Genomic DNA, 23,875 nt, shown 5'->3' with positions numbered 1-23,875 from the left:
GGTTCGTTGTACCCGAATTAACGCCTGTGGAGTGTTATACCAAACGAGAGTAGCTTCGGCAAAATCGGACACGTTGAAGCAGGAAATAAACAAAACTTTAGAGTTTTATAGAGTTTTGGCAACGGATAAATTATGATAAAATAAATGACAGAAAAAATTGGAGGAGTGACGACATGCGGAGTTGGAACTTGAAACGTAAAACGACAGCTGGTATTGCCACATTGTTTCTCATGTCTGGAATAGTACCGGTTGCGGTTGCTGAAGAACAGATAGAAGAAGAGGCGTCTCAGGAAGAAGAGCAAGCGCAGGAAGAGGAGGAACTGATCGAGACGCTGACGTTAGAAGATGCGATTCAGTATGCGATGGATGAGAATACGTCGCTTTTATTGTTAGATTATCGTCTCCAGCACTTACAAAGCCAAGTGAATGAATTAAATCATGACCAGCGTGATTTAGCCCGTGATATAGAAGATTTAGAAGATAGTATGTCTGATTTAAGGGATAAACAAAGAGAAACAGGACAAAACACATTTCAAACACGTTATCAGATTCAACAACAAATTGACCAATTAGAAGATACATTAGAGGAATTGGAAGATGCATATAAAGAATTGACTTCCAATCAAGTAAGTTTTGAGTATCAACAAGAAGAAGCGGAGGAAAGTACAAAACTTGCAACTACATCTACTTTTATGGGCATTGTGATGAAAGAAGAACAATTGTCTTTTCTAAAAAAAGCGTTGGAAACAGAGCAACAACGGGTGAAAAATGCCCAAAAACGTTATGAAATAGGAGTTGATTCTCGGAATGATTTTCATACGGCACAACGAGAGTTAACTCGTATGAAATTTGAGATCGAACAATTAGAACGGGAAATTGAAAATGATGTATCTGCGTTTGCCTTAGATATTGGCATTGTGTATCATCCTGATTTACAACTAGAACCTCCAAGTGTGGAGGAGCTTACTATCATTGAACAAGAGATAGATACAGAAGAATTAATTGAGAATTCTTACCAGATGAAGCAAGCAAAAGAAGCTTTGGCGCTTGCGGAATATAACCAAGAGCAGGCATATGAAGATAGCGACGCCTCATCTTATGAAAGAGAACAAGCAGATCTTCAAGTACAAATTGAAAAAGAAAATATCAATCAATTAAAAATGGATTTAACCAATGCGATTGATGAATTATTTTTAGAGGCAGCCCAGCAATACGATGCCGTAATGAATGCTCGTTATGAATTAGATTATGCGGAAGAAGATACATACTTTTTGAGTCGTCAATGGGAAGTAGGACTTCTTCCGAAAGCAGAGTATGAATTAGCACAATTGCAAGTAGAACAAGCGCAGTTTGAATACGATATGGCCAAGTATCAATATTTTCTGTTGGCACAACAAATTGAATCGCTGAAAAATGGAATCATTCCAACTTCTACCGGAAACGGTGGGAGAAATGGATTCTCACTTTAGAAAAAGAGGAAGCTGAACGTCCAGTAGACTCCTACTGGACTTTTTTTTGTCACATTTATGTGAACAATTTGTGTCAAATATTGACCTTCTCATTATTTGTTTATAATCTTAAATAGTTATGAAATTTAATTGTTTAATTGTTGAATATAATGAGGAGGAATATCGTTGGACAAAGAAGGGCTGTTAAAGGCCATTGGAGATGATCTCTTTGATTTATCTTTAAAGATGAATGAAGAATTCGGTGGGCGTTATGTTGACATTCCTGAAAAATATCGTTTCGTTCTATTACTACTTTGGCAATATGAACGTTTATACGTCAAGGATGTGGCAAAGCTATTACACATTTCTTCTAGCTCGGCCAGTCAATTACTTTCCAAAATGGAAGCAGAACAATACATCGTGCGGGAATTAGATCCGGAACAACGGCGAAAAACATTAGTTTTCCTCGGAGACATGGGGAAAAAAGTGCTGGAACATATGGAACAAACGAGAAAAGACATTACGTCAAAATATTTTTTAAAGATTCCTTATGAAGATTTGGAAGCATTTCATCGCATTTTGTCCCAGTTGAAAGAAATGATTGAAAAAGAACGAACAGAACAAGTGGAATGATGCAAAAATGAAGGAGGATAAAAGTGAAAAGTCGATCTAAATTATGGTCTATTTTTTTAGCGATGATACTTATTAGTCTTCCTGCTTGTCAGTCTCAGGAAGTGGATACCACCGATGAAGAAGCTGTTCCTGTGGAAACGGCGGAAGTAGTATCAGGTTCTTTAGACGGGGAGCAAAAGATTAGTGGGACGACAGAAATGTTGGCGGAAGTGGCCCTTACTCCCTCCCACAGTGCAGAAATTGTGGACATTCGCGTAGAAAAAGGGGAGGAAGTAGAGCGCGGTCAAGTATTGGCATTACTTGATGATACCGACTTGCAACATGCATTGGAACAAGAAAAAGCGGCGCGAGAAAGAGCCCGGAGTGGAGTAGCGATTTCTGAAGCGGGAGAAAAAAGAGCTGCTGCTTCGAAGCGTCAATCAGAAGTTGCGCTCGAAAATGCCGATCATGCGATTACGCAAGCAAGAGAGCAGTATGAACAAGCAAAAACAAACTTAGAGCAAGCAAAAGAAAATTACTCATTAAATATTTCCGCTGCCGAACGAACAGTGGAAACGGCAGAGCGTAATTTACAAACGGCAGAACGTGAATACGAACGAAGCAAAGAACTTTATGATGCCGGCTTAATTTCGGCGCAAGAATTAGAACAAGCAGAAGCCGCTGTAGAGGACGTAAAAGACAATGTCGCAGATGCAAAAGAAAATTTAGAAAAAGTAAAACAACAGTTTGATATTGATGTATTAGAGTCAGAAGTCAACAGAGCGAGATCCGCATGGGAGCAAGCGAAAGATTCCAAAAAAGAATTACAAGCAAACATTGACGCAGCAGGAGCCGGCATTGATGAAGCTTCCGCAGGGATTGAAGATGCAAAAGCCGGATTATCACAAGCGGATATTGCGGTTGAGCAAGCAGAAGAAAGACTGGAAGACGCCGTCGTACGTGCTCCAAGTTCCGGAAAAGTAATCGATGTCACCGGAGAAGAAGGAGAATTTTATGCGCAACAAGAACCGCTCATTACGCTTGGACAACTGAACTCATTAAATCTTGTCGCTACGGTTACTCCTTATCAGCTGATGCTATTTGAAGAAGGGGATGAAGTAGAAGTACATTTTCCGTCTGTAGAAATGAATAAAACTGGAACGATTACCCACATTGCATCCACTGCAGATGAAAATGGGTTTTTTGCGGTTGAAGTACATATCGACAACGAAGATGAGTCACTTCAAGCCGGCATCTACGGAGAGTTAATCATTACGGAAACGTATGTGGAAGATAGCCTCCTTATCCCGACAGAATCACTGATAGAAGTAGAAGGGACGACGTCTGTTTTTGTGAAAGACGGGGATAGAGCGAAACTCGTTCCAGTGGAAGTCATCCGAGAAGAATCAGATATTACCGCTGTGCAAGGAGAGCTTGATGTAGGGGATCTCGTCATCACACGTGGACAGTATTTTCTTGAAGATGGCTCTCTCATCGAAGACGTAACCGATGAAACAGCGGAAGAAGCAGTGGAGGATAGAGACGAAGAAGGTGAAGAAACATCCTCCGAAGAAGATCAAGACCAAGAAGAAGGACAAGAGGAAGAAGCGTATTCTCCAAGTAACGCCTCCCTTGTGACATATCGAGAGAGTCACACAGGGGGTGAGCATTCGTGAAGATGTCAAGGTGGTCGGTGAAACGTCCCGTCGGTATCGTGATGATTATTGCCATGGTGCTTGTGATTTCATTGACTGCGCTAAGAAATTTATCTGTTGATTTGTATCCTGATATGGAATTGCCCCTTGCTGTTGTTGCGACAAGTTATAGCGGGACGGCACCGGAAGACATCGAAGAGACAATTACGAAACCTTTGGAAGAATCATTGACGACGATTGATAACGTAGATAACATTCAATCCCAATCTATCTCAGGTTCTTCTTTGGTTCTTGTTCAGTTTGACTTTGGAACGGATTTAGACCAGGCCATGTTAGAGATAAGGGAGTCGGTTGATAGCGTGCGGCCGTCGCTTCCCGATGGAGCCAATGATCCATCCGTGCTGCGGTTCAATCCTAACCAACAACCGATTATGTGGATTGGACTAGAAACGGATGAATCGGTCGAAAATGTGCAACACATTGCGGAAGAACGAATTCAACCACGATTGGAACAAGGTAGTGGAGTAGCTTCCGTCACCATTGATGGCATCCAATCCCGTAAAATTGAAGTACAACTTCGAATTGAAGATTTGAATCGTTACGGACTGTCCACTCAAGACGTTATCAATGTGTTACAATCAGAGAACCGCTCCGCTTCTGCCGGAGAAATCGAAAGTGGTCACCAAAATTTACAACTTCGGGTTGAAGGGGAATTTGAAGAAATTGCAGATATTGAAAACACACTGATTCCACTTGGAAATGGAGAAAACGTGCGAGTGCGTGATGTGGCCAATGTCATCGATACAGTGGAAGAAGAATCGTCACTCACTTATGTTAATGGTTCGCCGGCGTACATGTTTTCTATTATGAAGCAGTCCGATGCAAATACGGTGGAAGTGTCTCAAATTACTCGAGATATTATTGCGGATTTAAATAAAGACCTTGGAGAAGAGTTAGATCTTCACATCGTGTTTGACTCGGCTGATTTTATCGAACAATCGATTGACAGTGTGACAGAAAACTTAATTTATGGGGCTGTTTTTGCGATTGTTGTTCTACTTATTTTTCTCCGCAGTGTCAGAGCAACAATTGTCATTGGTATATCAATCCCTATTGCAGTAATATCTACGTTTTCTCTGATCTACTTTACGGGAGAGACACTCAATATTTTAACGATAGGTGGACTTGCTTTAGGGGTTGGAATGATGGTGGATAGTTCCATCGTGATTTTAGAAAGTATTTTTAAACATATTGAAGCCGGAAAAACAAAAGTAGAAGCGGCGATTGCTGGTGCCGAAGAACTTGGTAGTGCTGTGTTCGCTTCGACGATGACGACATTGGTTGTATTTTTACCGCTCGTCTTTGTTGAAGGGATTTCTTCTGAGTTATTTACACCGTTAGCACTGACAGTGAGTTTTGCGTTAGTGGCTTCTCTGTTAGCGGCCTTAACGATTGTACCAATGCTTGCTTCTCAAATTATTAAAGAAGAAGCGATGGTGAATAAAGAAAATCGCTTTACTCGTTTTGGCCAATCTGTGAATAATTTTTATCGGCGAATACTGCGTTGGGCGTTGAACCATCGTATCTTCGTGTTGGTCATTACCGGTGGTTTAATGATTTTATCGTTACTACTTGTTCCTTTTGTTGGTGCGGAATTTTTACCAGAGGCCGATGAAGGAGAAATTATGATCACCGTGGAAACGCCTGTCGCCTCAACTTTGGAAGAGACGCAAGTACCGGTACAGCGCGTATGGACCTTATTGGAACCTTATGAAGATGCCATTCAATCTACGTATTCCACTGTAGGTGGTGGCTCGCCATTAGGTATGGGCGGTGGTGCGAATTCTGCTTCGGTCAATGTGTCATTGAAAAGCCCAAGTGAACGAGCAATTACTACTTCAGAAATGGTAGATGAGTTATCAGAGCAGGTAAAACGAATACCAGGTGCAGACATTACCGTGGCGAGTATGACATCTGCTGCGATGGGAAGCGCTTCTCCAATTTCGGTTGGTGTTAGCGGACCGGATGTAGAGGTGTTAGATCAGTTAGCGGATGAAGTAATGTTTGTGATCGAACGGTTGCCTGGGACGAGAAATATTGAAAGTACTGCCGGGGAAGGAACACCTCAAATGAACGTGCATGTGGACCGACTGCAAGCGGCGCAATATGGATTAACGTATCAAGATGTAATGAGCCAAATTATGGTTGCTTTTCAAGGGCAAGTTGCGACTGAATATAGAGAAGACGGTCAGGAAATTGATGTGGAAGTGAGTATTCCAGAGCATGCTCGGGAAAAACTGTCTGATTTTCGTAATCTCTCTCTTACGACGCCAACTGGTTCCACCATTCCGCTAACTGCGATTGCTGAATTACAAGAAGTAACCGGTCCAACGGAAATTAACCGGCAAGACCAACAGCGTCGCATTAATATTACAGCGGACATTGCGTCCGATCGAACGCTCGGAGAAGTAGCTCAGGAAGTGCAAAGAGAGATTGAGCAATTGAACTTACCGGATGGATATTCCGTAAGTTTTGGTGGGGAAGCAGAAGATATGCAAGAAGCCTTTGGCGACTTAGCCCTCGCTTTAATCGCTGCTATTTTCCTCGTTTATGCAGTGATGGCGGTTCAATTTGAATCTTTTTACCAACCATTTGTTATTATGTTCTCCATGCCGGCAACGCTGATAGGTGTGTTAATTGGATTATTCCTTACGCAAACACCGTTAAGCATTACTGCTTTTATTGGAATCATCATGCTAGCGGGAGTGGTCGTCAATAACGCGATTATTATGGTCGATTACATTAACCAACAACGGAGAAAAGGAATGGACCGTGATGAAGCCATTCAAGAAGCAGGTCCCGCGAGGTTGCGGCCTATTATGATGACCGTGTTAACGACTGTACTTGCGATGATTCCAGTCGCCTTAGGGATTGGTGAAGGAGCAGAAGCACAAGCACCGATGGGAATTGTCGTTATCTTTGGATTGCTTTTTTCCACATTGTTCACACTCATTTTAATCCCGGTCGTATATTCACTTACCGACGGATTCATGACGAAGATAAAAACGTTCTTTCGCAGAAAATCCGCGACGGAGCCTTCTGAATAAATGAATTGGTAAATAATTCTTATTTAGCATCTGGTGTCTATTTTGTTATGGTAAAATAGTGGTTGGATTTCAAAGAAGAAAAGGAGTTGTCACATGGTGTCCATGAAAAAATGGTTAACAATGATTGCTTTATCTTCATTGCTCATTGTCGTCGGTTGTTCCACGGACGATGATGCGGAAAACGAATCTGTAGAGGAAGAACAGCAAGAAGAAGAGGAACAAACCCCACCTCCTCAATTAGGTAGTGATGAGGAGCTGCAAACCCTGCTTGAAGAGGAAGAAGAAGTAGAAGAAGTGATGGTTCAAGTGGTGGATGGAGAAGAAGAACGTATGGTCAATATTGATATTCAAATCGGAGCAGAAGAAGAATGGTCGGATGACCTTCTTACCAAATACGAAGAAATCATTCGCGAACACTATCCGGATGAGGTATTGGACTTAATCATCGTCCAAGACGGAGAAGTTCAAGAACAAGTGACATTAGAATAAGAAAAAAACGCCTGTATTTGCAGGCGTTTTTTTGTTGAAAGAATGATACATAAACGACGTGATCTGCGTTTCATGGAACTGGGGGCACCGGTAGGATAGCTCGGTCGATTTCCCTTTGCTCGAATAGCCTCCACCGCTAAGCAAAGGTAGGTGTGTGAGGGTGTTACTACTGAACAGTAGCCATCATCGATTCATGGGTAGCTTCCATAAATATTATTGTACCGAACTTGCACTATAGATAGGTCATGAAGTGTTTCCACGTCAAGTATAGCCCCAGAAACGTGTCATCGCCGTTTCATGGCATGTTTTTGAGAATTATTTTGTACTGAATCAACGCCATAGTTGCTTCATGACATGCTTCCACGTTCGGCAAAGTACTGGAAACGTGCCATGATGCGTTTATGACATGCTTCCACATTTGTTTTTGTGCTGAATTTGCGCTATAAGCCTCTCATGGCGTATTTCTACATGTCATCATCCTCTGGAAGCACTCCATAGATATTGGATGATAAAACAGTATTAAGTTCTTTGTTGAATGTGATCTTCTTTTCCATGTAATAGGAGTATTTTCCGTGTCCTTGTCTAATGAAATGATTTTTTAAAATTTGACGGATGCGTGGTTTTGAAACGATTTTTCCCGTCCAGTCATGGATCTTTAAAGTGGTAATTTTTTCTTCGGGAAAAAGCGTGCGCAATTCTTTAACAGCCTGTAGGATGGCAATGTCGACTGGATTGGTTGTTTGACAGAACGGACAGTGGAGGAAATATCGCGTCTGGTAAGCAAGGGGAGAGGAGCATGTTTGACAAAATACTCCTTTTTTCAAATCATCATAGTCATATGTGTTTGTCGGTTGGTAAGGGGATGTGTCTTTGGTGAGGGAGAGAAGATGTTTCGCTAATCGATAGGCCGATGGGTGTAACTGCTTGGTGGAATGCTGGAGATAGCGAAAAAAACGAGGCAATTGATTAGGAAGGAGAATCGGTTCGTCTCTAGGAGCGTGAAACAATGGCAAATTCCGGATGAGTGAATACGAGGTACGGCTTCACGTGAAAGGGGAATTGTTCGTTACGCAACATTTTGGAAAGAAGGGATTCACTCCTTTTCAGTTGGTGGAGAGGATTAGTTATCTTTTGTTCGTCAAAAGCATACCAATGGTCATTTTCGATGTAAAAATCACCTTCGTAATGTTTCACTTCAAAGAGAAGGATGTCGTTTCCGGTAATGACGAGGGAATCAATCTGAAGGGTTGCTTGGCTATAAGTAATGAAATGTAAATCGTTTAAAATGAGGAACTGTTCGGGGAGTTGTTTCAGTCGTTGGTCAAATAAACATTCTCCTTCATAGCCTTTCTCGATACGTAAGTAAGATTGCATGTCCGTGGATTCAATATCTGTTCGTGCTTTTAAAATATCCCATAGCACTAACTGATGTGGCTTTTTTCTTTTTTTAGAAACATAGGTCACATCCTTTCATTTTTCAATCATATTTTATGCTACTGAAATGAAGCAGAAAGTCAATGACCATTCTACATCTCTTTTTCAGAACTAGTGATAAAATTTTTCTCGATTTGTTGTTGTACCAATTCCTTCTTCTGCTATTTTTAAACGCAGCTGTTCATACAAAAATAAGGCCATCATTTCGTAGCGGTCCCGGGCAGACAGGTCCGTAATCAACTGTTGAATATCGTCATCGCTCAAGTCTTCTAGAATTCCTTCAATGATGATGAATGCGTCTTCTTCGTTTCCCGTGAGCTCATTTTTATACAACTCGTATAATTTGTCTATCAAATCCATTTCAAAACCCTCCTTTTGCCATTACCATACCCTTTTATAAAAAAATCATGCCGGATGAGAAAAAGGAATTTGACGCATGATAAGAGGGAGGTGATGGAGATGACGAAAAAAGCTAAACGCACGCCGATAGAAAAAGCGGTTGCTCACGGTTTACAAGCCGATCGACCGTTTCATGTGGAAGCAAGTGCTGATGGGGATGGAGAAGATGATCCTCGTCTTTTGGAAGATGAAAATGCACGACTTGCGAAAAAAGAAATATCTCAAGTATACAATAATTCATAGAAACGGCGGGGTTTGTTCCCGCCTTTTTTCATCATGATTATGTGGAAAAGGTTGTCACGCAAGGTTGTATTCTTTTAATTTTCGATAAAGTGTGCTTCGGGCAATTCCGAGCAATCGAGCCGCTTCTTGAACAGATGCGCTACGCTGTAACGCAAGCTGGATGCGTTCTTTTTCCATCTTCTTTAAGGATAAATCCTCGGTTTTTTTCTTGTTTTTTGTCCGTCGAATGGAAGGAGGAAAGTGTTTTAAGCGAATGGGAGATCGTTCCTCGCGTGCGAGCAAAAATGCTCGTTCTAATGCATTTTTTAACTCTCGAATATTTCCCGGCCAATCATAGGAAAGAAGAGTGAGAATCGCTTCTTCTTCCATTGCGGTTGGACCGTTCTCGTAGCGTTCGTGAAACTTTTGCAAAAAATCACGAGCAAGGAGGCGAATATCTTCGGGACGGTCTCTAAGCGGTGGAAGGGTGATGGAGAGGACATTTAAGCGATAAAATAAATCCGCGCGAAAAGACCCACCTTCTTCCATTTCTTTTTCTAAGTCATGGTTTGTTGCTGCGATGATTCTTGCGTTCACTTGTCTTTCGTTCGTATCCCCAATTCTTGTAATTTTTTTTGATTCAATGGCTCGAAGCAACACACTTTGCAATTCCAATGGCATATCTCCAATTTCATCAAGAAATAACGTCCCATTTTGAGCTGCTTCAAATTTTCCGGCAGCTCCCCCTTTTCGTGCTCCGGTAAAAGCTCCTTCTGTAAAGCCAAACAATTCACTGGCGACTAAATCCTTTGGAATCGCACCGGCATTAATAGGAAGGAAAGGCCCATCTTTTCGGTTGCTTGCTTCATGAATGGAGCGGGCTATAATTTCTTTTCCAGTACCCGTCTCCCCGAGAATAAGGACGTTCGCTTCGGATTGGGAAGCAATATGAGCGACTTCTAATTCTTCGTGAAAAAACTTGTAAAAAGTATGAACTTCCCCGAAGCTGTATATTGTTTCCGTTTCTATTGCATTCGAAAAATCCGAAAATGGAATCATCGCACGCCTCCTTTCTGTCTCAAAATAAGAATAAATGTCTCATTATTAGAAAGTTTATTTCACAATTATTATACAATAAAATTTCAAAACATTGTGAAAAAAAGTGATTAATATCGGACATTGGCAAGAAAATGATTCCGATAGGATAGCGATTTTTGGGTTGGCTTCATTCTTGCATAGTAAATGAGTATCCGGACGAGGAACGACATTTGCGTGAATCTGTGCTTGTTTGATTGGCGTACTTCCTCTCTTTCGCTTTTTCAATCAAACGATGTTATATGGTGGATTGACAGTATTCACATGCAATTCCTCGTCCTTTTTTAAATTGTAAGCGCTTTCTCCATTAATAAAGAGAGGAGCTTATTAATACAGATAAAGATATCTAGATGGAAAGGGGAGAAGTACGATGATGCAATGGACAGTACAAGAACTATTAGAGAAAAAAGGCATTCATGTAAAGGAAGAACATATTCCTATTTTAGAACAACGGTGGGAACAGATGAGACAAGTACGGCGCAAAATGAGAAAAGGACCGTTTAACGATTATGATATTTCTCTTCGCAACATTCCAGGAGGTGATCATATTGAGTAAAGAACTCGTGACAAAATCAGTCGAAGAATTGGCACCTTTATTAAAAAATAGAGAGATTTCCTCGTTGGAATTAACTCAGGCTGTGATGGATCATGCGGAGAAGTTAGATAAAGAAATAAATGCTTTTATTATGATGACGCGGGGTCGTGCAGAAAAGGCCGCTCGGGTAGCGGATGAAGAGATCAAAGCGGGATATTACCGAGGGATGTATCACGGCATACCGATGGCGGTAAAAGATAATTTATATTTTAAAGGGGAAGTCACCACCATGGGGTCAAAAATTAATCAAAATTTTATCCCCCATTATGAAGCAACAGTCATTCAAAAGCTGCGTCATGCGGGAGTAATTTTTACCGGAAAATTAAGCATGCATGAATATGCGGCAGGGGTGACAAATAATAACCCGCATTGCGGTCCGTGTCATAACCCTTGGAACACAAAAATGGTGCCAGGAGGTTCTAGCGGCGGGTCTGGTGCCGCCGTGGCAGCAGATATGACCGTTGCTTCTCTCGGTACCGATACAGCAGGTTCTGTTCGTATTCCGGCTTCTGCTTGTGGAATTGTTGGCTTGAAACCGACATATGGGCGTGTCAGTAAATACGGTTGTTTCCCTTTATCTTGGTCCCTTGACCATATTGGACCGATGACAAAAACGGTCAAAGATGCTGCTGGATTACTTGAAATAATGGAAGGATACGATCCGCTTGATTCGACTTCATTAAACGTTCCTACGACTGGAAATTATATCGAACGTCTGACTGGAGATATTGAAGGGCTCGTTATTGGAGTGAACGAAGACTATTTCTTTCATCATATTGATAAAGAAGTGGAAACATTTGTCCGAAAAGCGTTGCAAATGTTGGAAGACCGAGGGGCAAAAGTGGAAGTGGTATCGATTCCTTCGCTACAATATGCGGAATATGCGGAACTTGTGACGATTATTAGTGAGGCAGCTACTATCCATCATCGCAATTTAACTAAACGAGCTGATGATTACGGAGATGATGTGCGTTTATTCTTTGAATTAGGTGAACTTCCTTCTGCGGTGGACTTTTTAGAAGCGCAACAACTACGTCGTCAAATCAAAAAAGATTTTGAGCAAGCATTCGAAAAAGTAGATGTCATCATTGCGCCTACTTTACCGATTCTTCCACCGGAAATTGGTGCGAACAAAACCACTCTCAACGGAAAAGAAGTAGATGTGCTTGATGAAATGATTCGTCTTACCGGTCCGAGCAACTTAACGGGATTACCATCCCTTTCCATACCGTGTGGAGTTGCCAAGGACAATTTACCAGTGGGAATGCAAGTGATTGGGCCAGCATTAAGAGAAGACTTGGTGTTAAATGTCGGATACGCTTATGAGCTGACAAACCCAATGGAGGGAAAACGTCCAAACTTGCTGACAGAAGTTGAATAAATGAAACCGGGGTGGAGCCTTATGTGCTTCACCCTCATTTTTATGCACAAAAGAATTGGCAATCAAACGTTTGTTTGAGAAAAAAGTTATTGTTTTTTGCGCGAACGATTTCTAAATATGGTAAAATGTGTCCAAAAAGTGTCGATAGAGGTGAGTGAGAGTGAAGGAAGAACAGGATCCACGTTTTCAAGTAGCAAAACGAGAAGCTTGGATTGGTGTCGGGCTCGTTTTATTTAATTTTCTTTGGTGGTTTGGTTTTGCTTATGGATTTGGTTCTTTTCCGGTCGAGGACTATCAATACATATTCGGTATGCCTGCCTGGTTTTTTTATAGTTGCGTTGTCGGTTCCATCGTAATGATTGTCTTAGTAATCATCGTTGTCAAATTCTTTTTTAAAGAAGTGCCTTTTACAAAGGAAGAGAGGGATGAAAAATGAACTGGGGCGTTGTCATCCCATTGTTATTATTTTTAGTGGCTGTTTTTGGGATAGGATTTTGGTCTTCCCGAAAAATAACAACAAAAAGAAATTTTTTGGAAGAATATTTTCTTGGTAGTCGTGAGTTAGGTGGTCTTATTTTGGCCATGACGATGATTGCTACATATGGTAGTGCTAGCAGCTTTATTGGTGGTCCGGGAGCTGCATACAGTGAAGGTCTTGGCTGGGTACTGCTTGCAATGACCCAAGTGGCAACAGGATATTTTGTATTAATGATACTTGGGAAAAAATTTGCCATTAAAGCGCGGGAATATAAGGCAGTAACCTTGGTCGATTATTTAAAAGGAAGATATGAAAGTAAATCTGTCGTTTTATTCAGCGCAATCAGCATTATTATTTTTCTTTTCTCTGCCATGGCAGCACAATGGGTTGGTGGCGCACGATTGATTGAGTCAGTGACCGGTCTTTCGTATACAGCATCGTTGTTTATTTTTACGATGGCGGTACTCGTTTACGTCATTATTGGTGGGTTTCGCGCCGTAGCGGTGACAGATACTCTCCAAGGAATTGTGATGTTTGTTGGAACGCTCATTATATTAGTGGGGACCATTATCGCCGGTGGTGGTTTAACGAATATGATGACGGAGCTTGTGAATGAAAACCCAAACTTAGTAACTCCCTTTGGGCACGATGGTAATTTAACGCCATTATTTGTCTCTTCTTTTTGGATTTTAGTAGGGGTAGGAGTAGTTGGTTTACCGCAAGTGGCCGTACGGGCAATGTCTTATAAAGACGCCCGCAGCATGCATCGCGCGCTAATTATTGGCACGATTGTCGTTGCGTTTATGATGTTTGGTATGCATTTTGTCGGAGTCCTTGCCCGTCCTATTTTACCAGGGATTGAAGTAGCGGATACCGTGATGCCAAGGCTTACGATGGAAGTGCTCCCGAATTGGCTCGCAGGAATTGTGTTAGCCGCTCCAATGGCTGCCATTATGTCGACGGTTGATTCTATTTTGCTCCTCATTAGCTCAACGGTCGTCAAAGACGTCTATTTAAATTATGTGGATCCAAAAGCGACGAAAGAGCGAGTAAAAAAAGTGAGCTACGGTTTAACGGCTGTTCTTGGCATTGGCGTATTTGCGATGGCCCTACAGCCACCGGACTTATTAATTTGGCTCAATTTATTCGCTTTTGGCGGTCTTGAATCCGCCTTTATTTGGCCCATTGTGCTCGGTCTTTATTGGTCGAAGGGAAATAAATACGGCGCCCTTGCATCCATCATTGTCGGGGTCGTCTCTTATAGTCTGATTCACAATTTTTGGCCGAATCCATTCGGCGCCCATACCGTCGTTCTACCGGTCGTCTTATCGTTATTCGCTTATATGATTGGCAGTAAAATGTATCTCCGAAGATAACAAAAATAAAGTGGACCCTCCTTTGGCAGGATGGTGTCCACTTTATTTTAAATACCGCAAGACACTTTCGTTGTTGAACGGTAATACTTCGTAGCGGGTGTGGATACTAAAAGAGATGTGGTTGTTTTCTAAATCAAATGCTTCAGCTCTTACTCGTACTTTTCTATCTTTTGTAATATCGGTGATGGCAACGTAAATATCTTCGCGCTCTGGGTTTACTTGAATCCAATCCGGCATATGGTAGTTCGATGCGATATATTCGAGGACATGACGATTGGGGAGTTGCAACCTTCCCAGACTAATCGACTCCAATTGTAACAACAAATCCCCGTTTTCTTGTACAATCGGTTCAAGCACGACGGTTGCTGGTATTTCTTGTCCAAAGGCATGAATGCTTCCGGCAAGACGTACTTTTTTATCAAGTAGAACAGAATAGGAAATAGGATCTCCTTTCGTTAATTCTTCTAAATAGCGGTTAATGAAATGGTTTAAATTTTTTTTATCCGTTTCAATTTTAAATTCTAATTCCTCTGCTTCTTTTGCTTCATTCGCTAGTTGGAAAATCGGTGTTTCAGGTTCTCCATAATAAAGAGTGACAATCCAACTGATGGCGAGAATGTTGATGACGAGTAACGTAAAAAATAGCCATTTCCAAATGTTTCGTTTTGTTTTCTCAGTTGTCATCGTTTTCTTCTCTCTCTCCTTCTATGGACGGTGGGGGATCCGTTGTAATCACCGGTTCTACATACTGAAAAACCCGCTTTCCAATGAACGCGTAGCCTTGCTGGTTTGGGTGAAAATTATCTTCCGCAAAGTACGTTTCATCTGCGCCTAAAAAAATATCATCAATCGGAATAAATTCGCCATTTCCGTCTCTTTTAACGACACGCTGTCCCACAGCGTTCCAATCGTCAATAATTTGATTCAATTCTGGAATGTAATCAAAATATAAATGGAAAGGATTAAACACCCCAATGAGATACAAAGGGGCTTCGTTGTTTTTTTCCCGAATGGACGCAAATAATGTTTGCAATCGTTCTTCATAATCATCAATTTCATTGGCAAAGACTTCATAAGTCAGATTGTCAAAATGATTACGGACAATTTGCATAATGTCGTTTGCACCGATTGTTAGCAAAATTACATCTGCTTCGGCAATGGCTTTGTTCATTTCTTCATCATTTTCGAGCCGTTTGATTAAATGATCAGTTCGCCTTCCTCGCTTTCCGTGGTTTTCAATATCAAACGTAGCATCATCATGAGATTCTTTGATCATTTTTTCTAAAATACCGACGTATCCTCCGTTTTTTGATTCATCTCCTACCCCTTGCGTTAAAGAATCACCAACTGCCACAATCTTCAAATTCGGTTGTATCAATAAACTGCGGGCGTTTTCCACAATAGAAGCGACCGCTGCTTGAATTTCTTGACTGAGTGTTTCCGTCTCCGGTTCTTCCTCTCCGCCCGTTTGTTCCTGTACCGGTGCTTCTATTTCTTCGGTAGCTTCCTCATTCATGGAGGGAGAAGATACGACGTCGGTTTTTTCGGTTACAACGGAATTTTCGCTATGAAATGACGGTATACTACTTACGAACAGTAGGACAATAACGATGATTCCAATCGGCCAAATGTATTTGTAATAATGCGTTCTTTTTTTCATGTTTACCACACCTGACGTTTGTAAAAACTATCTGTTCCGCTTCCTTTCTCTTCACACTTTCCTTCATTCTATTCTAACATGAGTTTTACGAGTACTTTCACTAACCATTTATTGATAATTGTTTGTTTGAGTAAAAAAATCTTTTCGTGCGCACGTTAGAAGTGAGGGAGGTGAGAGGGGTGACCGTAGCGACACAAATTCAACAAGCAATCGCAAGCTGTGAGAGTACGCTAGCGAGCTTACATTCCTTTGCGTTGGAAACAAATGACCAAGCTGCAAAGCAAATGTTTCAAAATCTCGCGAATCAACAAGAACAGATTATGATGAATTTAAAAGCACGTCAACAATTTATTGAAAATGAAGAGCCGCAATATAAAGAACAGTAATCATGGTCGGGATCGTTTTTTATAAGCGATCCCCCAATGCAACCAATGAAGATGACATGACATGGGAGGCGTCAAAAATGGCACAGTATGTGGTAATGCCACTTTTCATTTTCGTTTTTTCTTATTTATTATTTCGTATCGCCGGTAAAAAAGCTGTCGCTGAGATGAACAGTTTTGATTTGCTGTTTGTCGTCGTCGTCAGTACGATTGTTAGTCAACCGATTTCCTCCTTTCGGATATGGGAGACAATTTTATATGCAGGTGTATTTTTCCTAGTTTATCTGTTATTTTCGTTTTTATCTTTAGATAATCGTTTACGTCATTATTTAGTGGAAAAGCCAACAGTCTTAATTAAAAATGGAGATATTCAAGAAAAAGGATTAAGAAAAGAACAAATGACAACCGCCTCCTTGCTCGGAAAAATTCGACAAAAAGGATATGCGAATGCGCAAGATGTAGAGCTTGCCGTCATGGAAGATACCGGAAAAATTAGTGTGATCCCTAAGGCAAAAGCAAGGGCTTTGCAACCACAGGATATTCAACTGGAACCAACCCCTACGTTTATCCCAATTCCACTAATCATGAACGGAGAAGTTTTACAAAAGAACCTGAAATATTTAAATAAAGATTTCTCGTGGTTACAAGAGAAACTACAAGCCCACAATGTATCGTTTAATGATATATCAGATGTCACGTTAGCAACGTATAACCAAGATGGAACGGTACATGTCGATACCGATAAGGGAGAGGAATAGTTTTTTCAAAAGTTGGCGAATGGTTGGTTCCACGTCACGCTTTCATTTATGTAAATACATGCAGGTTTCACCACATCATGTCTCACTTTAAAAGAGCGAAGTGCTGTTTCATTGTTGACAGCTAATGACGTGTATGGTAAATTTACTATTAATTCGAGATAAATGAATTGAAAGTTTTACTTTTTTTGTATCATATCTCGAAATTGAGATAAATACATTGGAGGAGAAAAGCATTCAATTTGAAGTGAAACATATGATGGTATCTAAAGTAAGAGGACAATTTGATTCATATGATTTAACGGATTTAACTACTGCGTCCATTGCATTTGAATTTGACGTAGCAAGCATTAACACCCACAGTGAGGACCGAGACAATCATTTGCGCTCGGAAGATTTCTTTGATGTAGAAAAATATCCAACCATCACATTTCAATCTACCGATATTCAAAAAGATGGCGACGACTATGAAGTGACTGGTGACTTGACGATCAAAGATGTGACAAAGCCAGTAACGTTTGCGACAAATCCATGGGGAGTAGAAGTGTACGAAGAGTTTGGACTTACATGGAACGCAGCCCTTGAAACAGGTGGAGTTCTTGTTGCAAAAGATATTAAAATTTGAGTGGAATTAGAATAAAATCCAGCGGAATAATAAAAAAAGAAAAACCAATTTGACTTTCCAAAGTCAAATTGGTTTTAAAAACGATAATATCTCTAATTCGAGATATTATGTGATTGAAGGAGAATGAATCATGAAAAAAACAGAAGGGATTCATCATATTACTGCAATTGTAGGACATCCCCAGGAAAATGTTGATTTTTATGCAGGAATTTTAGGACTGCGACTGGTGAAGAAAACAGTGAATTTTGACGATCCGGGAACGTACCATTTTTATTTTGGAGATGATAGGGGAAATCCTGGAACGATTATTACCTTTTTCCCTTGGCCGAATGCTTATCGTGGGAAAATTGGCGGCGGTCAAGTAGGGGTGACAACATATGTGATTCCCCCTGGGGCGATGTCTTTTTGGGAAAAACGATTAGATAAATTTAAGATAAAATATGAGAAGTCCAAACGATTCGGAGAAGAATTTCTACAGTTTGAAGATGTGCACGGATTAAAACTCGAGTTTGTGGAGCGAGAAGAAGGGGAACAAAACGAATGGACTTTTGGTGAAGTGATGCCGGATGTGGCAATCAAAGGATTTGGAGGTGCTGTTCTTTATTCTTTGCACCCAGACGAAACGATACGTTCATTAGAAAAGACGATGGGACTTGAGAAGATTGGAGAAGAAGGGGATGACGTCCGCCTCAAAGCTTATGGACACATTGGAAATATCATTGATGTCAAACGGATTCCATTAGAGCGAGGACAAATGGGAGTAGGTACCGTTCACCATATTGCTTGGCGAGCGAAAGATAAGGACGATCACTTAGATTGGCAAGCATATGTTCGCAAGCAAGGTTTTCGAGTAACAAACGTTCGAGACCGGAATTATTTTGATGCGATTTATTTCCGTGAGCACGGTGACATTCTGTTTGAAATTGCCACCGACCCACCGGGCTTTCTTCATGATGAAAGTTATGAAACAATGGGAGAACCATTGAAATTACCACCGCAATATGAAAGTTATCGCAAACGATTAAATCAAACACTCATTCCGATTGAAGTAAGAACATTAGATTAGGAGGGATTTTCTTTGCTTTCCTTTGATCCGAAAAATCAAACGGTACGAGAGAATTATAAATTACTTATTGGAACGGTCATTCCGAGACCGATTGCATTTGTGACGAGTGTCGCGGAAGACGGAACGATAAACGGAGCACCTTTCAGCTTTTTTAACGTCGCTTCTTCCCATCCCCCGATGCTTTCCGTTGCTGTGCAAAGAACGAATGGCGTCCAAAAAGATACCGCAAGAAACATTTTAGCGAAGAAAGAATTTGTCATCCATGTTGTAGACGGCACAAACGTTGAAAAAATAAATGAAACCGCCGCAACCCTTCCTCCCGATGAAAGCGAAGTGGAAAAGGAAAACTTCACGCTCGTTCCTAGCGACGAAATATCCGTGCCAGGAATTAAAGAAGCGAAAGTCCGCTTCGAATGTGTGTTAGAAACGTGTGTCCCACTCAGGGAAGGAGAAAGAATCTCTTCCGACTTTATTATCGGAAGAGTAGTCAAGTTTCATGTAGATAAAGAGATTTATGACGCTCAATCAGGACGAATTAACGAGAAAAAACTAGGAGCGGTCAGTCGCTTAGCAGGGACGAACTACGCTCATATTGGAGATGTTTTCTCGTTACAACGACCGAAATAAAGTAGGAGGAGAAATCATTGAACGAGTTAAAAGGAATCCATCACATCACAGCGATTACGAGTAGCGCCGAGAAAATTTATGAATTTTTCACGTACGTGTTAGGGCTACGGTTAGTAAAGAAAACGGTCAATCAAGATGATATTCAAACGTACCATCTCTTTTTTACCGATGATGTCGGCAGCCCTGGCACAGACATGACTTTTTTCGATTTCCCGGGAATTCCAAAAGGAGTACACGGGACAGACGAAATTTCGAAAACGTCTTTTCGCGTTCCGGATGACAAGGCGCTGGAATATTGGGTGAAGCGATTTGATCGTTTAAACGTACGGCACGATGGCATCAAAGAGCAGTTCGAGAAAAAAGTGCTTCCGTTCGTTGACTTTGATGACCAACAATATCAATTAATTTCGGATGAAAATAATGAAGGGGTTGCCGCAGGTATTCCGTGGCAAAAAGGACCGATTCCGTTAGAATATGCAATTACTGGCTTAGGCCCGGTGTTTGTACGGGTATCCCAGTTTAACTACTTGAAAGCAGTGTTAGAACAAGTGTACTTCATGAAAGAAATCGCACAAGAAGGCTCGTTTCATCTGTTTGAAATGGGCGAAGGAGGAAACGGAGCTCAAGTCATTGTGGAGTACAATACCGTTTTGCCGCGGGCACGTCAAGGTTACGGCACAGTCCATCACGCCGCTTTTCGCGTGGAAGATAAACGAGAAATTGAAGCGTGGATGAAACATTACGCCACTTTTCAAGTTCCGAACTCCGGCTATGTCGAGCGGTATTATTTCGGGTCACTGTACGCCAATATCGCTCCAGGAATTTTATTTGAATTAGCAACGGACGGACCGGGCTTTATGGAAGATGAGCCGTATGAAACCCTTGGAGAGAAGTTGTCTTTACCGCCGTACTTTGAACATAGACGGGAAAAAATTGAAAAATTAGTCCGCCCGTTAGAAACGGTGAGAAGTACGAAAGTGTTTGAAAAAGAGTATGAATGACAAAGGAGTAAGAGAATGAAACATATTTTTCAACAAGGAACAGACGCTACGAAACCGACTCTTTTGTTGCTGCATGGAACAGGAGGGACGGAACAAGACCTCGTTCCCCTTGGAAAAGAAATTGACCGGGAAGCCAATATTCTCAGCGTGAGGGGAAATGTATTAGAAAACGGAATGCCGCGCTTTTTCAAACGACACGCAGAAGGAGTCTTTGATGAAGAAGATTTAATTTTTCGCACGAAAGAACTGTATGACTTTCTCGATGAAGCAGCGGAAAAGTATGCCTTCGACCGAGACAATGTATTTGCCATTGGATATTCAAACGGTGCGAATATTGCCGGCAGCCTATTATTTCATTATGAAAATGCGCTAAAAGGCGCTATGTTACACCACCCGATGGTACCACGACGAGGAATTACCCTTCCAAATTTATCGGGAGTATCGGTGTTTATTGCCGCTGGAATGAACGACCCAATTTGTCCACCGGAAGAATCGGAAGAGTTGAAACGGTTACTGGAAGAAGCAGGAGTAGACGTCACTCTTTTTTGGGAGAACAAAGGGCATCAGCTCACGATGAACGAAGTAGCCAAAGCGAAGGAATGGTACAAAAGCGTTTCATGAAAGAAATGATTGGTTTGAAGCAGAATAGATGAGGGAATGAGTGATAGTGGTGCAACCGACACGCCAATTTTAAGCCCGTAGGAGGGACCAGACATGAGTAACCGTTTTGATGATAAAGTAGTGATTATTACCGGGGCAGGTTCTGGCTTAGGACAAGCTTCCGCCTTACAAATTGCGAAAGAAGGTGGAAGGCTTACTTTAGTCGATTTAAATCAGGAAGGATTAGAAGAAACGAAAAATCGTATTTTGGAAGAGGTTCCCGAAGCGGACATTCTTCTTGTCACAGCAGATGTATCGAAAGAAGAAAACGTGAAAAATTATGTCGAACAAACGGTGCAACAATACGGTCGGATTGACGGATTCTTTAACAATGCGGGAATTGAAGGAAAACAAAACTTAACGGAAAACTACGGCAGTGAGGAATTTGATAAAGTCGTTTCCATTAACTTAAACGGTGTCTTTTATGGCATGAAATATGTGCTCGCTGTCATGAAAAAACAAGGTTCCGGTTCCGTTGTCAACACAGCTTCCGTTGGCGGTATTCGCGGGGTTGGAAATCAATCGGGATACGCCGCAACGAAACACGGTGTTGTTGGACTCACTCGGAACTCTGGAATTGAGTACGGACAATATGGAATTAGTATTAAAGCGATCGCTCCAGGAGCAATAATGACACCGATGGTAGAAGGCTCCCTAAAACAAATGGACCCAGATAATTGGGAGGAAGTTGGGAAACAATTTGTGGAACCGAACCCGATGAAACGATTTGGAAAACCAGAAGAAGTGGGTTATTTAGTCGCATTTTTGCTTTCCGACCAAGCAAACTTTATTAACGCAGCGGTCATCCCTATCGACGGTGGCCAGTCGTATAAATATTAACAATAACAGAACCGTCTCTCTATCCCATGGATAAAAACGGAGGAAGGAAGAGGCGGTTTTTTTGTATGTGAAAATAGCTAAAAACTATGATAACGATAGGGAATTGCTAATTGATAACGAGTAACAGACGTTTTAAGGTATAAGTAGACTATCTTTTTGGGAGGGATCGTCGTTGAAAAAAGCCATCTTTTATCATGCCGGTTGTCCAGTGTGTGTTGATGCAGAAAAGATGATGATGGGCTATTTAGACCGATCAAAAGTAGATGTCGAAATTGTTCACTTTGGGGAAGAGCCATCAAGAATTGCGGAAGCGGAGTCTGCTGGAGTGAAATCCGTTCCGGCGCTTGTTGTAGACGGTCAACCTTACCATATTAATTTTGGTGCAAGTATGGAAGAAGTGAAAAATGGGTAACAGCAATAAAGGAGGTGTCCAAAAAGTCATGATTGGTGACTTTTTGGACATTTTTTTGTTACCGCTTCATCAAAAATTGCTTCTGGAAACGCCCCTTGGCCGAATAGGCATGTTTCCAACACCAAATTGTTGATGGAAGTAAGTCATGGATAGTCATGCCATCGTTTCATTCAAAAATAGTTTGTGGAAACAAGCCATGAATGGATCATGGCACCGTTTCAATCCAAACACCATTGTGAAAGCAATCCATGCACGATGTATGGCACCGTTTCAGCGCTAAATGATTGTTGAAAGGAACGCTCGATTTATTTTTCAGGACTTATTAGACAGCCTCTTTTTCATTCATAGGGATGATTGCGCAAGGAAACTATCGGATGTTATCTTGCTTGTTTGTTTCACTTGTTCAATGAAAGCTCTCGTTGCGGTGCACATAAACCTGTCTTTGCGGTACACAAATCCGATGGTTCTTTTTGGAGTTGGATGGATGAGCTTTACTTTTGCAATAGAATTTTTCTTGATAGTGTCAAGATACGGGGAGGGTAAAATGCTCACGCCAATACCTTCAGCAACCATTTCGGTCAATGTCTCCAACGTCGTCATTTCCAAAGTCGGTTCTGAGGTAATCCCTATTTCTTGTAAATGTGTATCAATCAGTTGACGAAGGAAGTAATTTTTTGGAAAAGTCATTAAAGAAGTATTTTCAAGTTCAATCATTTTTTCGCGGGAAAAAGGATGACTTGTTGGGACAGCCAATGATAGTTCTTCCGTGAAAAGTGGGATGGAGGCGATCTCATCCTGTTCCACCGGTAAAAACGTCACCCCTACATCAATTTCATTTTCCATAAGAAGTTTTTCGATATCGCCTGTCATTAGTCCTAAAATGGATAGTTTAATATTTTGGAAGAAATTTTTTGAAGTGAATAATAGCGGGGGACAGAAGGTAATCAATACACGTTAACAACGAACCGACGCGAAGCTCGCCCCGTTCTAAACCATCTAAATCTTTTAGTGCTGCTTGGGCTTGTTCTAATTCGTAAAATACTCTTTTGCTATGGCTTAATAAAATTTTTCCCGCTTCTGTCAACACGATTTTTTTTTCTACTCGGTCAAACAAAGGAACGCCAACTTCTTCTTCTAAAATTTTAATTTGTTGACTCAAAGTCGGTTGCGCAATGTTTAACTTTTCCGCGGCTCTTGTAAAATGTAACTCTTGACAGACCGTCATAAAATATTCCAGTTGTCTTAGCTCCATTTCATCCCGATCCCTTCCAATAAAAGTAGTTGATTATTATTATGGGAGAATGGGTGGGGATAGACAATCCTTTTTATTTAGAAGATTAAAACTATTTCGCGACGAAGATGGATTGCCAGGGATGACAGATAGCATTCACCGTGTCTATCCAAAGGCGAAACATCAAGTGTGCTGTGTACATGTCGCTCGAAACATTTCCAGCAAAGTACGTGTAAAGGATCGCGCAGCCATTCTCGATGATTTTAAGGCCGTCTATCAAGCGAAAGACCGTGAAGAAGCTTTAGAAGCCTTAGAACAGATGCA

General features: G+C 41.2%; 26 protein-coding genes and 2 pseudogenes. 21 read left to right on the top strand and 7 right to left on the bottom strand.

Annotation, left to right across the window (positions count from 1 at the left end):
• The first annotated feature begins 173 nt into the window (after positions 1 to 173).
• From GJS40_RS07845 to GJS40_RS07825, 5 genes are all read left to right on the top strand, one after another.
• Positions 174 to 1,469 (top strand): TolC family protein, encoded by a 1,296-nt coding sequence (locus GJS40_RS07845; RefSeq protein ID WP_270897334.1) that lies wholly within the window; start codon positions 174 to 176, stop codon positions 1,467 to 1,469.
• Between the two features lie 165 nt (positions 1,470 to 1,634).
• Positions 1,635 to 2,081, top strand: coding sequence for a MarR family winged helix-turn-helix transcriptional regulator (locus GJS40_RS07840; protein ID WP_270897333.1), 447 nt, complete (start codon positions 1,635 to 1,637; stop codon positions 2,079 to 2,081).
• A 23-nt stretch (positions 2,082 to 2,104) separates the two neighbouring features.
• Complete coding sequence (locus GJS40_RS07835) at positions 2,105 to 3,736, top strand: efflux RND transporter periplasmic adaptor subunit (RefSeq protein ID WP_270897332.1); 1,632 nt, start codon at positions 2,105 to 2,107, stop codon at positions 3,734 to 3,736.
• Positions 3,737 to 3,738: 2 nt separating this feature from the next.
• A complete protein-coding gene (locus GJS40_RS07830; protein ID WP_270897336.1) occupies positions 3,739 to 6,822 on the top strand; it encodes an efflux RND transporter permease subunit in 3,084 nt (1,027 codons plus the stop codon).
• Positions 6,823 to 6,915: 93 nt separating this feature from the next.
• Positions 6,916 to 7,311: a hypothetical protein gene (locus GJS40_RS07825; protein ID WP_270897331.1), complete on the top strand. Its 396-nt coding sequence runs from the start codon at positions 6,916 to 6,918 to the stop codon at positions 7,309 to 7,311.
• A gap of 464 nt (positions 7,312 to 7,775) precedes the next feature.
• Here the strand turns inward: GJS40_RS07825 and GJS40_RS07820 are convergent, their stop codons facing one another.
• The 3 genes from GJS40_RS07820 to GJS40_RS07810 form a co-directional block, all read right to left on the bottom strand.
• Positions 7,776 to 8,135: a hypothetical protein gene (locus tag GJS40_RS07820; protein WP_270897330.1), complete on the bottom strand. Its 360-nt coding sequence runs from the start codon at positions 8,133 to 8,135 to the stop codon at positions 7,776 to 7,778.
• 166 nt (positions 8,136 to 8,301) lie between these two features.
• Positions 8,302 to 8,775, bottom strand: a complete 474-nt coding sequence (locus tag GJS40_RS07815) for a nuclease-related domain-containing protein (RefSeq protein ID WP_270897329.1) — start codon at positions 8,773 to 8,775, stop codon at positions 8,302 to 8,304.
• 81 nt (positions 8,776 to 8,856) lie between these two features.
• Complete coding sequence (locus GJS40_RS07810) at positions 8,857 to 9,105, bottom strand: DUF6154 family protein (protein WP_270897328.1); 249 nt, start codon at positions 9,103 to 9,105, stop codon at positions 8,857 to 8,859.
• Between the two features lie 99 nt (positions 9,106 to 9,204).
• Here GJS40_RS07810 and GJS40_RS07805 point away from each other — a divergent pair, with 99 nt between their 5' ends.
• Complete coding sequence (locus GJS40_RS07805; RefSeq protein ID WP_270897327.1) at positions 9,205 to 9,387, top strand: hypothetical protein; 183 nt, start codon at positions 9,205 to 9,207, stop codon at positions 9,385 to 9,387.
• Between the two features lie 54 nt (positions 9,388 to 9,441).
• On the opposite strand, the gene GJS40_RS07800 is transcribed toward GJS40_RS07805, so the two are convergent.
• A complete protein-coding gene (locus tag GJS40_RS07800; protein ID WP_270897326.1) occupies positions 9,442 to 10,425 on the bottom strand; it encodes a sigma-54 interaction domain-containing protein in 984 nt (327 codons plus the stop codon).
• A gap of 406 nt (positions 10,426 to 10,831) precedes the next feature.
• On the opposite strand from GJS40_RS07800, the gene GJS40_RS07795 reads away from it, so the two are divergent.
• The 4 genes from GJS40_RS07795 (at position 10,832) to panF (ending at position 14,291) form a co-directional block, all read left to right on the top strand.
• Entirely contained in the window at positions 10,832 to 11,017 is a 186-nt protein-coding gene (locus tag GJS40_RS07795) for a hypothetical protein (RefSeq protein ID WP_270897325.1), read from the top strand.
• Positions 11,010 to 12,437, top strand: a complete 1,428-nt coding sequence (locus tag GJS40_RS07790) for an amidase (RefSeq protein WP_270897324.1) — start codon at positions 11,010 to 11,012, stop codon at positions 12,435 to 12,437. The genes GJS40_RS07795 and GJS40_RS07790 overlap by 8 nt, the downstream gene beginning before the upstream one ends.
• 160 nt (positions 12,438 to 12,597) lie before the next feature.
• On the top strand, positions 12,598 to 12,873 hold the full coding sequence (locus GJS40_RS07785) for a YhdT family protein (protein ID WP_270897323.1): 276 nt from the start codon (positions 12,598 to 12,600) through the stop codon (positions 12,871 to 12,873).
• On the top strand, positions 12,870 to 14,291 hold the full coding sequence (gene panF, locus GJS40_RS07780; protein WP_270897322.1) for a sodium/pantothenate symporter: 1,422 nt from the start codon (positions 12,870 to 12,872) through the stop codon (positions 14,289 to 14,291). The genes GJS40_RS07785 and panF overlap by 4 nt, the downstream gene beginning before the upstream one ends.
• Before the next feature lie 42 nt (positions 14,292 to 14,333).
• Here panF and GJS40_RS07775 read toward each other — a convergent pair whose 3' ends face one another.
• Together GJS40_RS07775 and GJS40_RS07770 are read right to left on the bottom strand one after the other, a co-directional pair.
• Positions 14,334 to 14,975, bottom strand: a complete 642-nt coding sequence (locus tag GJS40_RS07775) for a YpmS family protein (protein ID WP_270897321.1) — start codon at positions 14,973 to 14,975, stop codon at positions 14,334 to 14,336.
• Complete coding sequence (locus tag GJS40_RS07770; protein WP_270897320.1) at positions 14,965 to 15,951, bottom strand: SGNH/GDSL hydrolase family protein; 987 nt, start codon at positions 15,949 to 15,951, stop codon at positions 14,965 to 14,967. Before GJS40_RS07770 ends, GJS40_RS07775 begins: the two co-directional genes overlap by 11 nt.
• A 179-nt stretch (positions 15,952 to 16,130) precedes the next feature.
• Between GJS40_RS07770 and GJS40_RS07765 the strand changes: the two genes are divergently transcribed.
• The 10 genes from GJS40_RS07765 (at position 16,131) to GJS40_RS07720 (ending at position 22,600) form a co-directional block, all read left to right on the top strand.
• The gene (locus GJS40_RS07765) at positions 16,131 to 16,337 is read left to right on the top strand and encodes a DUF1657 domain-containing protein (RefSeq protein ID WP_270897319.1); all 207 of its coding nucleotides are present in this window, start codon (positions 16,131 to 16,133) and stop codon (positions 16,335 to 16,337) included.
• A gap of 77 nt (positions 16,338 to 16,414) precedes the next feature.
• Entirely contained in the window at positions 16,415 to 17,092 is a 678-nt protein-coding gene (locus GJS40_RS07760; RefSeq protein ID WP_270897318.1) for a DUF421 domain-containing protein, read from the top strand.
• Positions 17,093 to 17,309: 217 nt separating this feature from the next.
• Positions 17,310 to 17,714, top strand: coding sequence for a YceI family protein (locus GJS40_RS07755; protein WP_377902124.1), 405 nt, complete (start codon positions 17,310 to 17,312; stop codon positions 17,712 to 17,714).
• 130 nt (positions 17,715 to 17,844) lie between these two features.
• A complete protein-coding gene (locus tag GJS40_RS07750; RefSeq protein WP_270897317.1) occupies positions 17,845 to 18,780 on the top strand; it encodes a ring-cleaving dioxygenase in 936 nt (311 codons plus the stop codon).
• A gap of 12 nt (positions 18,781 to 18,792) precedes the next feature.
• Positions 18,793 to 19,407 (top strand): flavin reductase family protein, encoded by a 615-nt coding sequence (locus GJS40_RS07745; RefSeq protein WP_270897316.1) that lies wholly within the window; start codon positions 18,793 to 18,795, stop codon positions 19,405 to 19,407.
• 17 nt (positions 19,408 to 19,424) lie between these two features.
• Entirely contained in the window at positions 19,425 to 20,408 is a 984-nt protein-coding gene (locus GJS40_RS07740) for a ring-cleaving dioxygenase (RefSeq protein ID WP_270897315.1), read from the top strand.
• A gap of 15 nt (positions 20,409 to 20,423) precedes the next feature.
• Positions 20,424 to 21,029: an alpha/beta hydrolase gene (locus GJS40_RS07735; RefSeq protein WP_270897314.1), complete on the top strand. Its 606-nt coding sequence runs from the start codon at positions 20,424 to 20,426 to the stop codon at positions 21,027 to 21,029.
• 93 nt (positions 21,030 to 21,122) lie between these two features.
• Positions 21,123 to 21,908, top strand: a complete 786-nt coding sequence (locus GJS40_RS07730) for an SDR family oxidoreductase (RefSeq protein ID WP_270897313.1) — start codon at positions 21,123 to 21,125, stop codon at positions 21,906 to 21,908.
• 172 nt (positions 21,909 to 22,080) lie between these two features.
• Positions 22,081 to 22,320 carry a glutaredoxin family protein gene (locus GJS40_RS07725; RefSeq protein WP_270897312.1) on the top strand — a complete coding sequence of 80 codons (240 nt, stop codon included), beginning with the start codon at positions 22,081 to 22,083 and terminating at the stop codon, positions 22,318 to 22,320.
• 145 nt (positions 22,321 to 22,465) lie between these two features.
• Positions 22,466 to 22,600 carry a hypothetical protein gene (locus GJS40_RS07720; RefSeq protein ID WP_270897311.1) on the top strand — a complete coding sequence of 45 codons (135 nt, stop codon included), beginning with the start codon at positions 22,466 to 22,468 and terminating at the stop codon, positions 22,598 to 22,600.
• A 62-nt stretch (positions 22,601 to 22,662) separates the two neighbouring features.
• On the opposite strand, the pseudogene GJS40_RS07715 reads toward GJS40_RS07720, so the two are convergent.
• Positions 22,663 to 23,572: pseudogene (locus GJS40_RS07715) on the bottom strand (LysR family transcriptional regulator).
• Between the two features lie 106 nt (positions 23,573 to 23,678).
• Here GJS40_RS07715 and GJS40_RS07710 point away from each other — a divergent pair.
• Positions 23,679 to 23,875: pseudogene (locus tag GJS40_RS07710) on the top strand (transposase); the annotation flags it as partial.

Origin of the sequence: Aliibacillus thermotolerans (assembly GCF_027853235.1) — a bacterium.
Classification (GTDB): domain Bacteria; phylum Bacillota; class Bacilli; order Bacillales; family Marinococcaceae; genus Aliibacillus; species Aliibacillus thermotolerans.
Note: the sequence above shows the minus strand (reverse complement) of the source record. Positions and strands in the feature narration are given on the sequence as shown.

What these genes read in the sequence shown, in the direction of transcription:
- GJS40_RS07810 (WP_270897328.1), bottom strand. Translation starts at nt 9,105, where the DNA reads ATGGATTTGATAGACAAATTATACGAGTTGTATAAAAATGAGCTCACG.
- GJS40_RS07775 (WP_270897321.1), bottom strand. Translation starts at nt 14,975, where the DNA reads ATGACAACTGAGAAAACAAAACGAAACATTTGGAAATGGCTATTTTTT.
- GJS40_RS07730 (WP_270897313.1), top strand. Translation starts at nt 21,123, where the DNA reads ATGAGTAACCGTTTTGATGATAAAGTAGTGATTATTACCGGGGCAGGT.
- GJS40_RS07825 (WP_270897331.1), top strand. Translation starts at nt 6,916, where the DNA reads ATGGTGTCCATGAAAAAATGGTTAACAATGATTGCTTTATCTTCATTG.
- GJS40_RS07750 (WP_270897317.1), top strand. Translation starts at nt 17,845, where the DNA reads ATGAAAAAAACAGAAGGGATTCATCATATTACTGCAATTGTAGGACAT.
- GJS40_RS07845 (WP_270897334.1), top strand. Translation starts at nt 174, where the DNA reads ATGCGGAGTTGGAACTTGAAACGTAAAACGACAGCTGGTATTGCCACA.
- GJS40_RS07760 (WP_270897318.1), top strand. Translation starts at nt 16,415, where the DNA reads ATGGCACAGTATGTGGTAATGCCACTTTTCATTTTCGTTTTTTCTTAT.
- GJS40_RS07770 (WP_270897320.1), bottom strand. Translation starts at nt 15,951, where the DNA reads ATGAAAAAAAGAACGCATTATTACAAATACATTTGGCCGATTGGAATC.
- GJS40_RS07795 (WP_270897325.1), top strand. Translation starts at nt 10,832, where the DNA reads ATGATGCAATGGACAGTACAAGAACTATTAGAGAAAAAAGGCATTCAT.
- GJS40_RS07735 (WP_270897314.1), top strand. Translation starts at nt 20,424, where the DNA reads ATGAAACATATTTTTCAACAAGGAACAGACGCTACGAAACCGACTCTT.
- panF (WP_270897322.1), top strand. Translation starts at nt 12,870, where the DNA reads ATGAACTGGGGCGTTGTCATCCCATTGTTATTATTTTTAGTGGCTGTT.
- GJS40_RS07805 (WP_270897327.1), top strand. Translation starts at nt 9,205, where the DNA reads ATGACGAAAAAAGCTAAACGCACGCCGATAGAAAAAGCGGTTGCTCAC.
- GJS40_RS07800 (WP_270897326.1), bottom strand. Translation starts at nt 10,425, where the DNA reads ATGATTCCATTTTCGGATTTTTCGAATGCAATAGAAACGGAAACAATA.
- GJS40_RS07830 (WP_270897336.1), top strand. Translation starts at nt 3,739, where the DNA reads ATGTCAAGGTGGTCGGTGAAACGTCCCGTCGGTATCGTGATGATTATT.
- GJS40_RS07720 (WP_270897311.1), top strand. Translation starts at nt 22,466, where the DNA reads ATGGATAGTCATGCCATCGTTTCATTCAAAAATAGTTTGTGGAAACAA.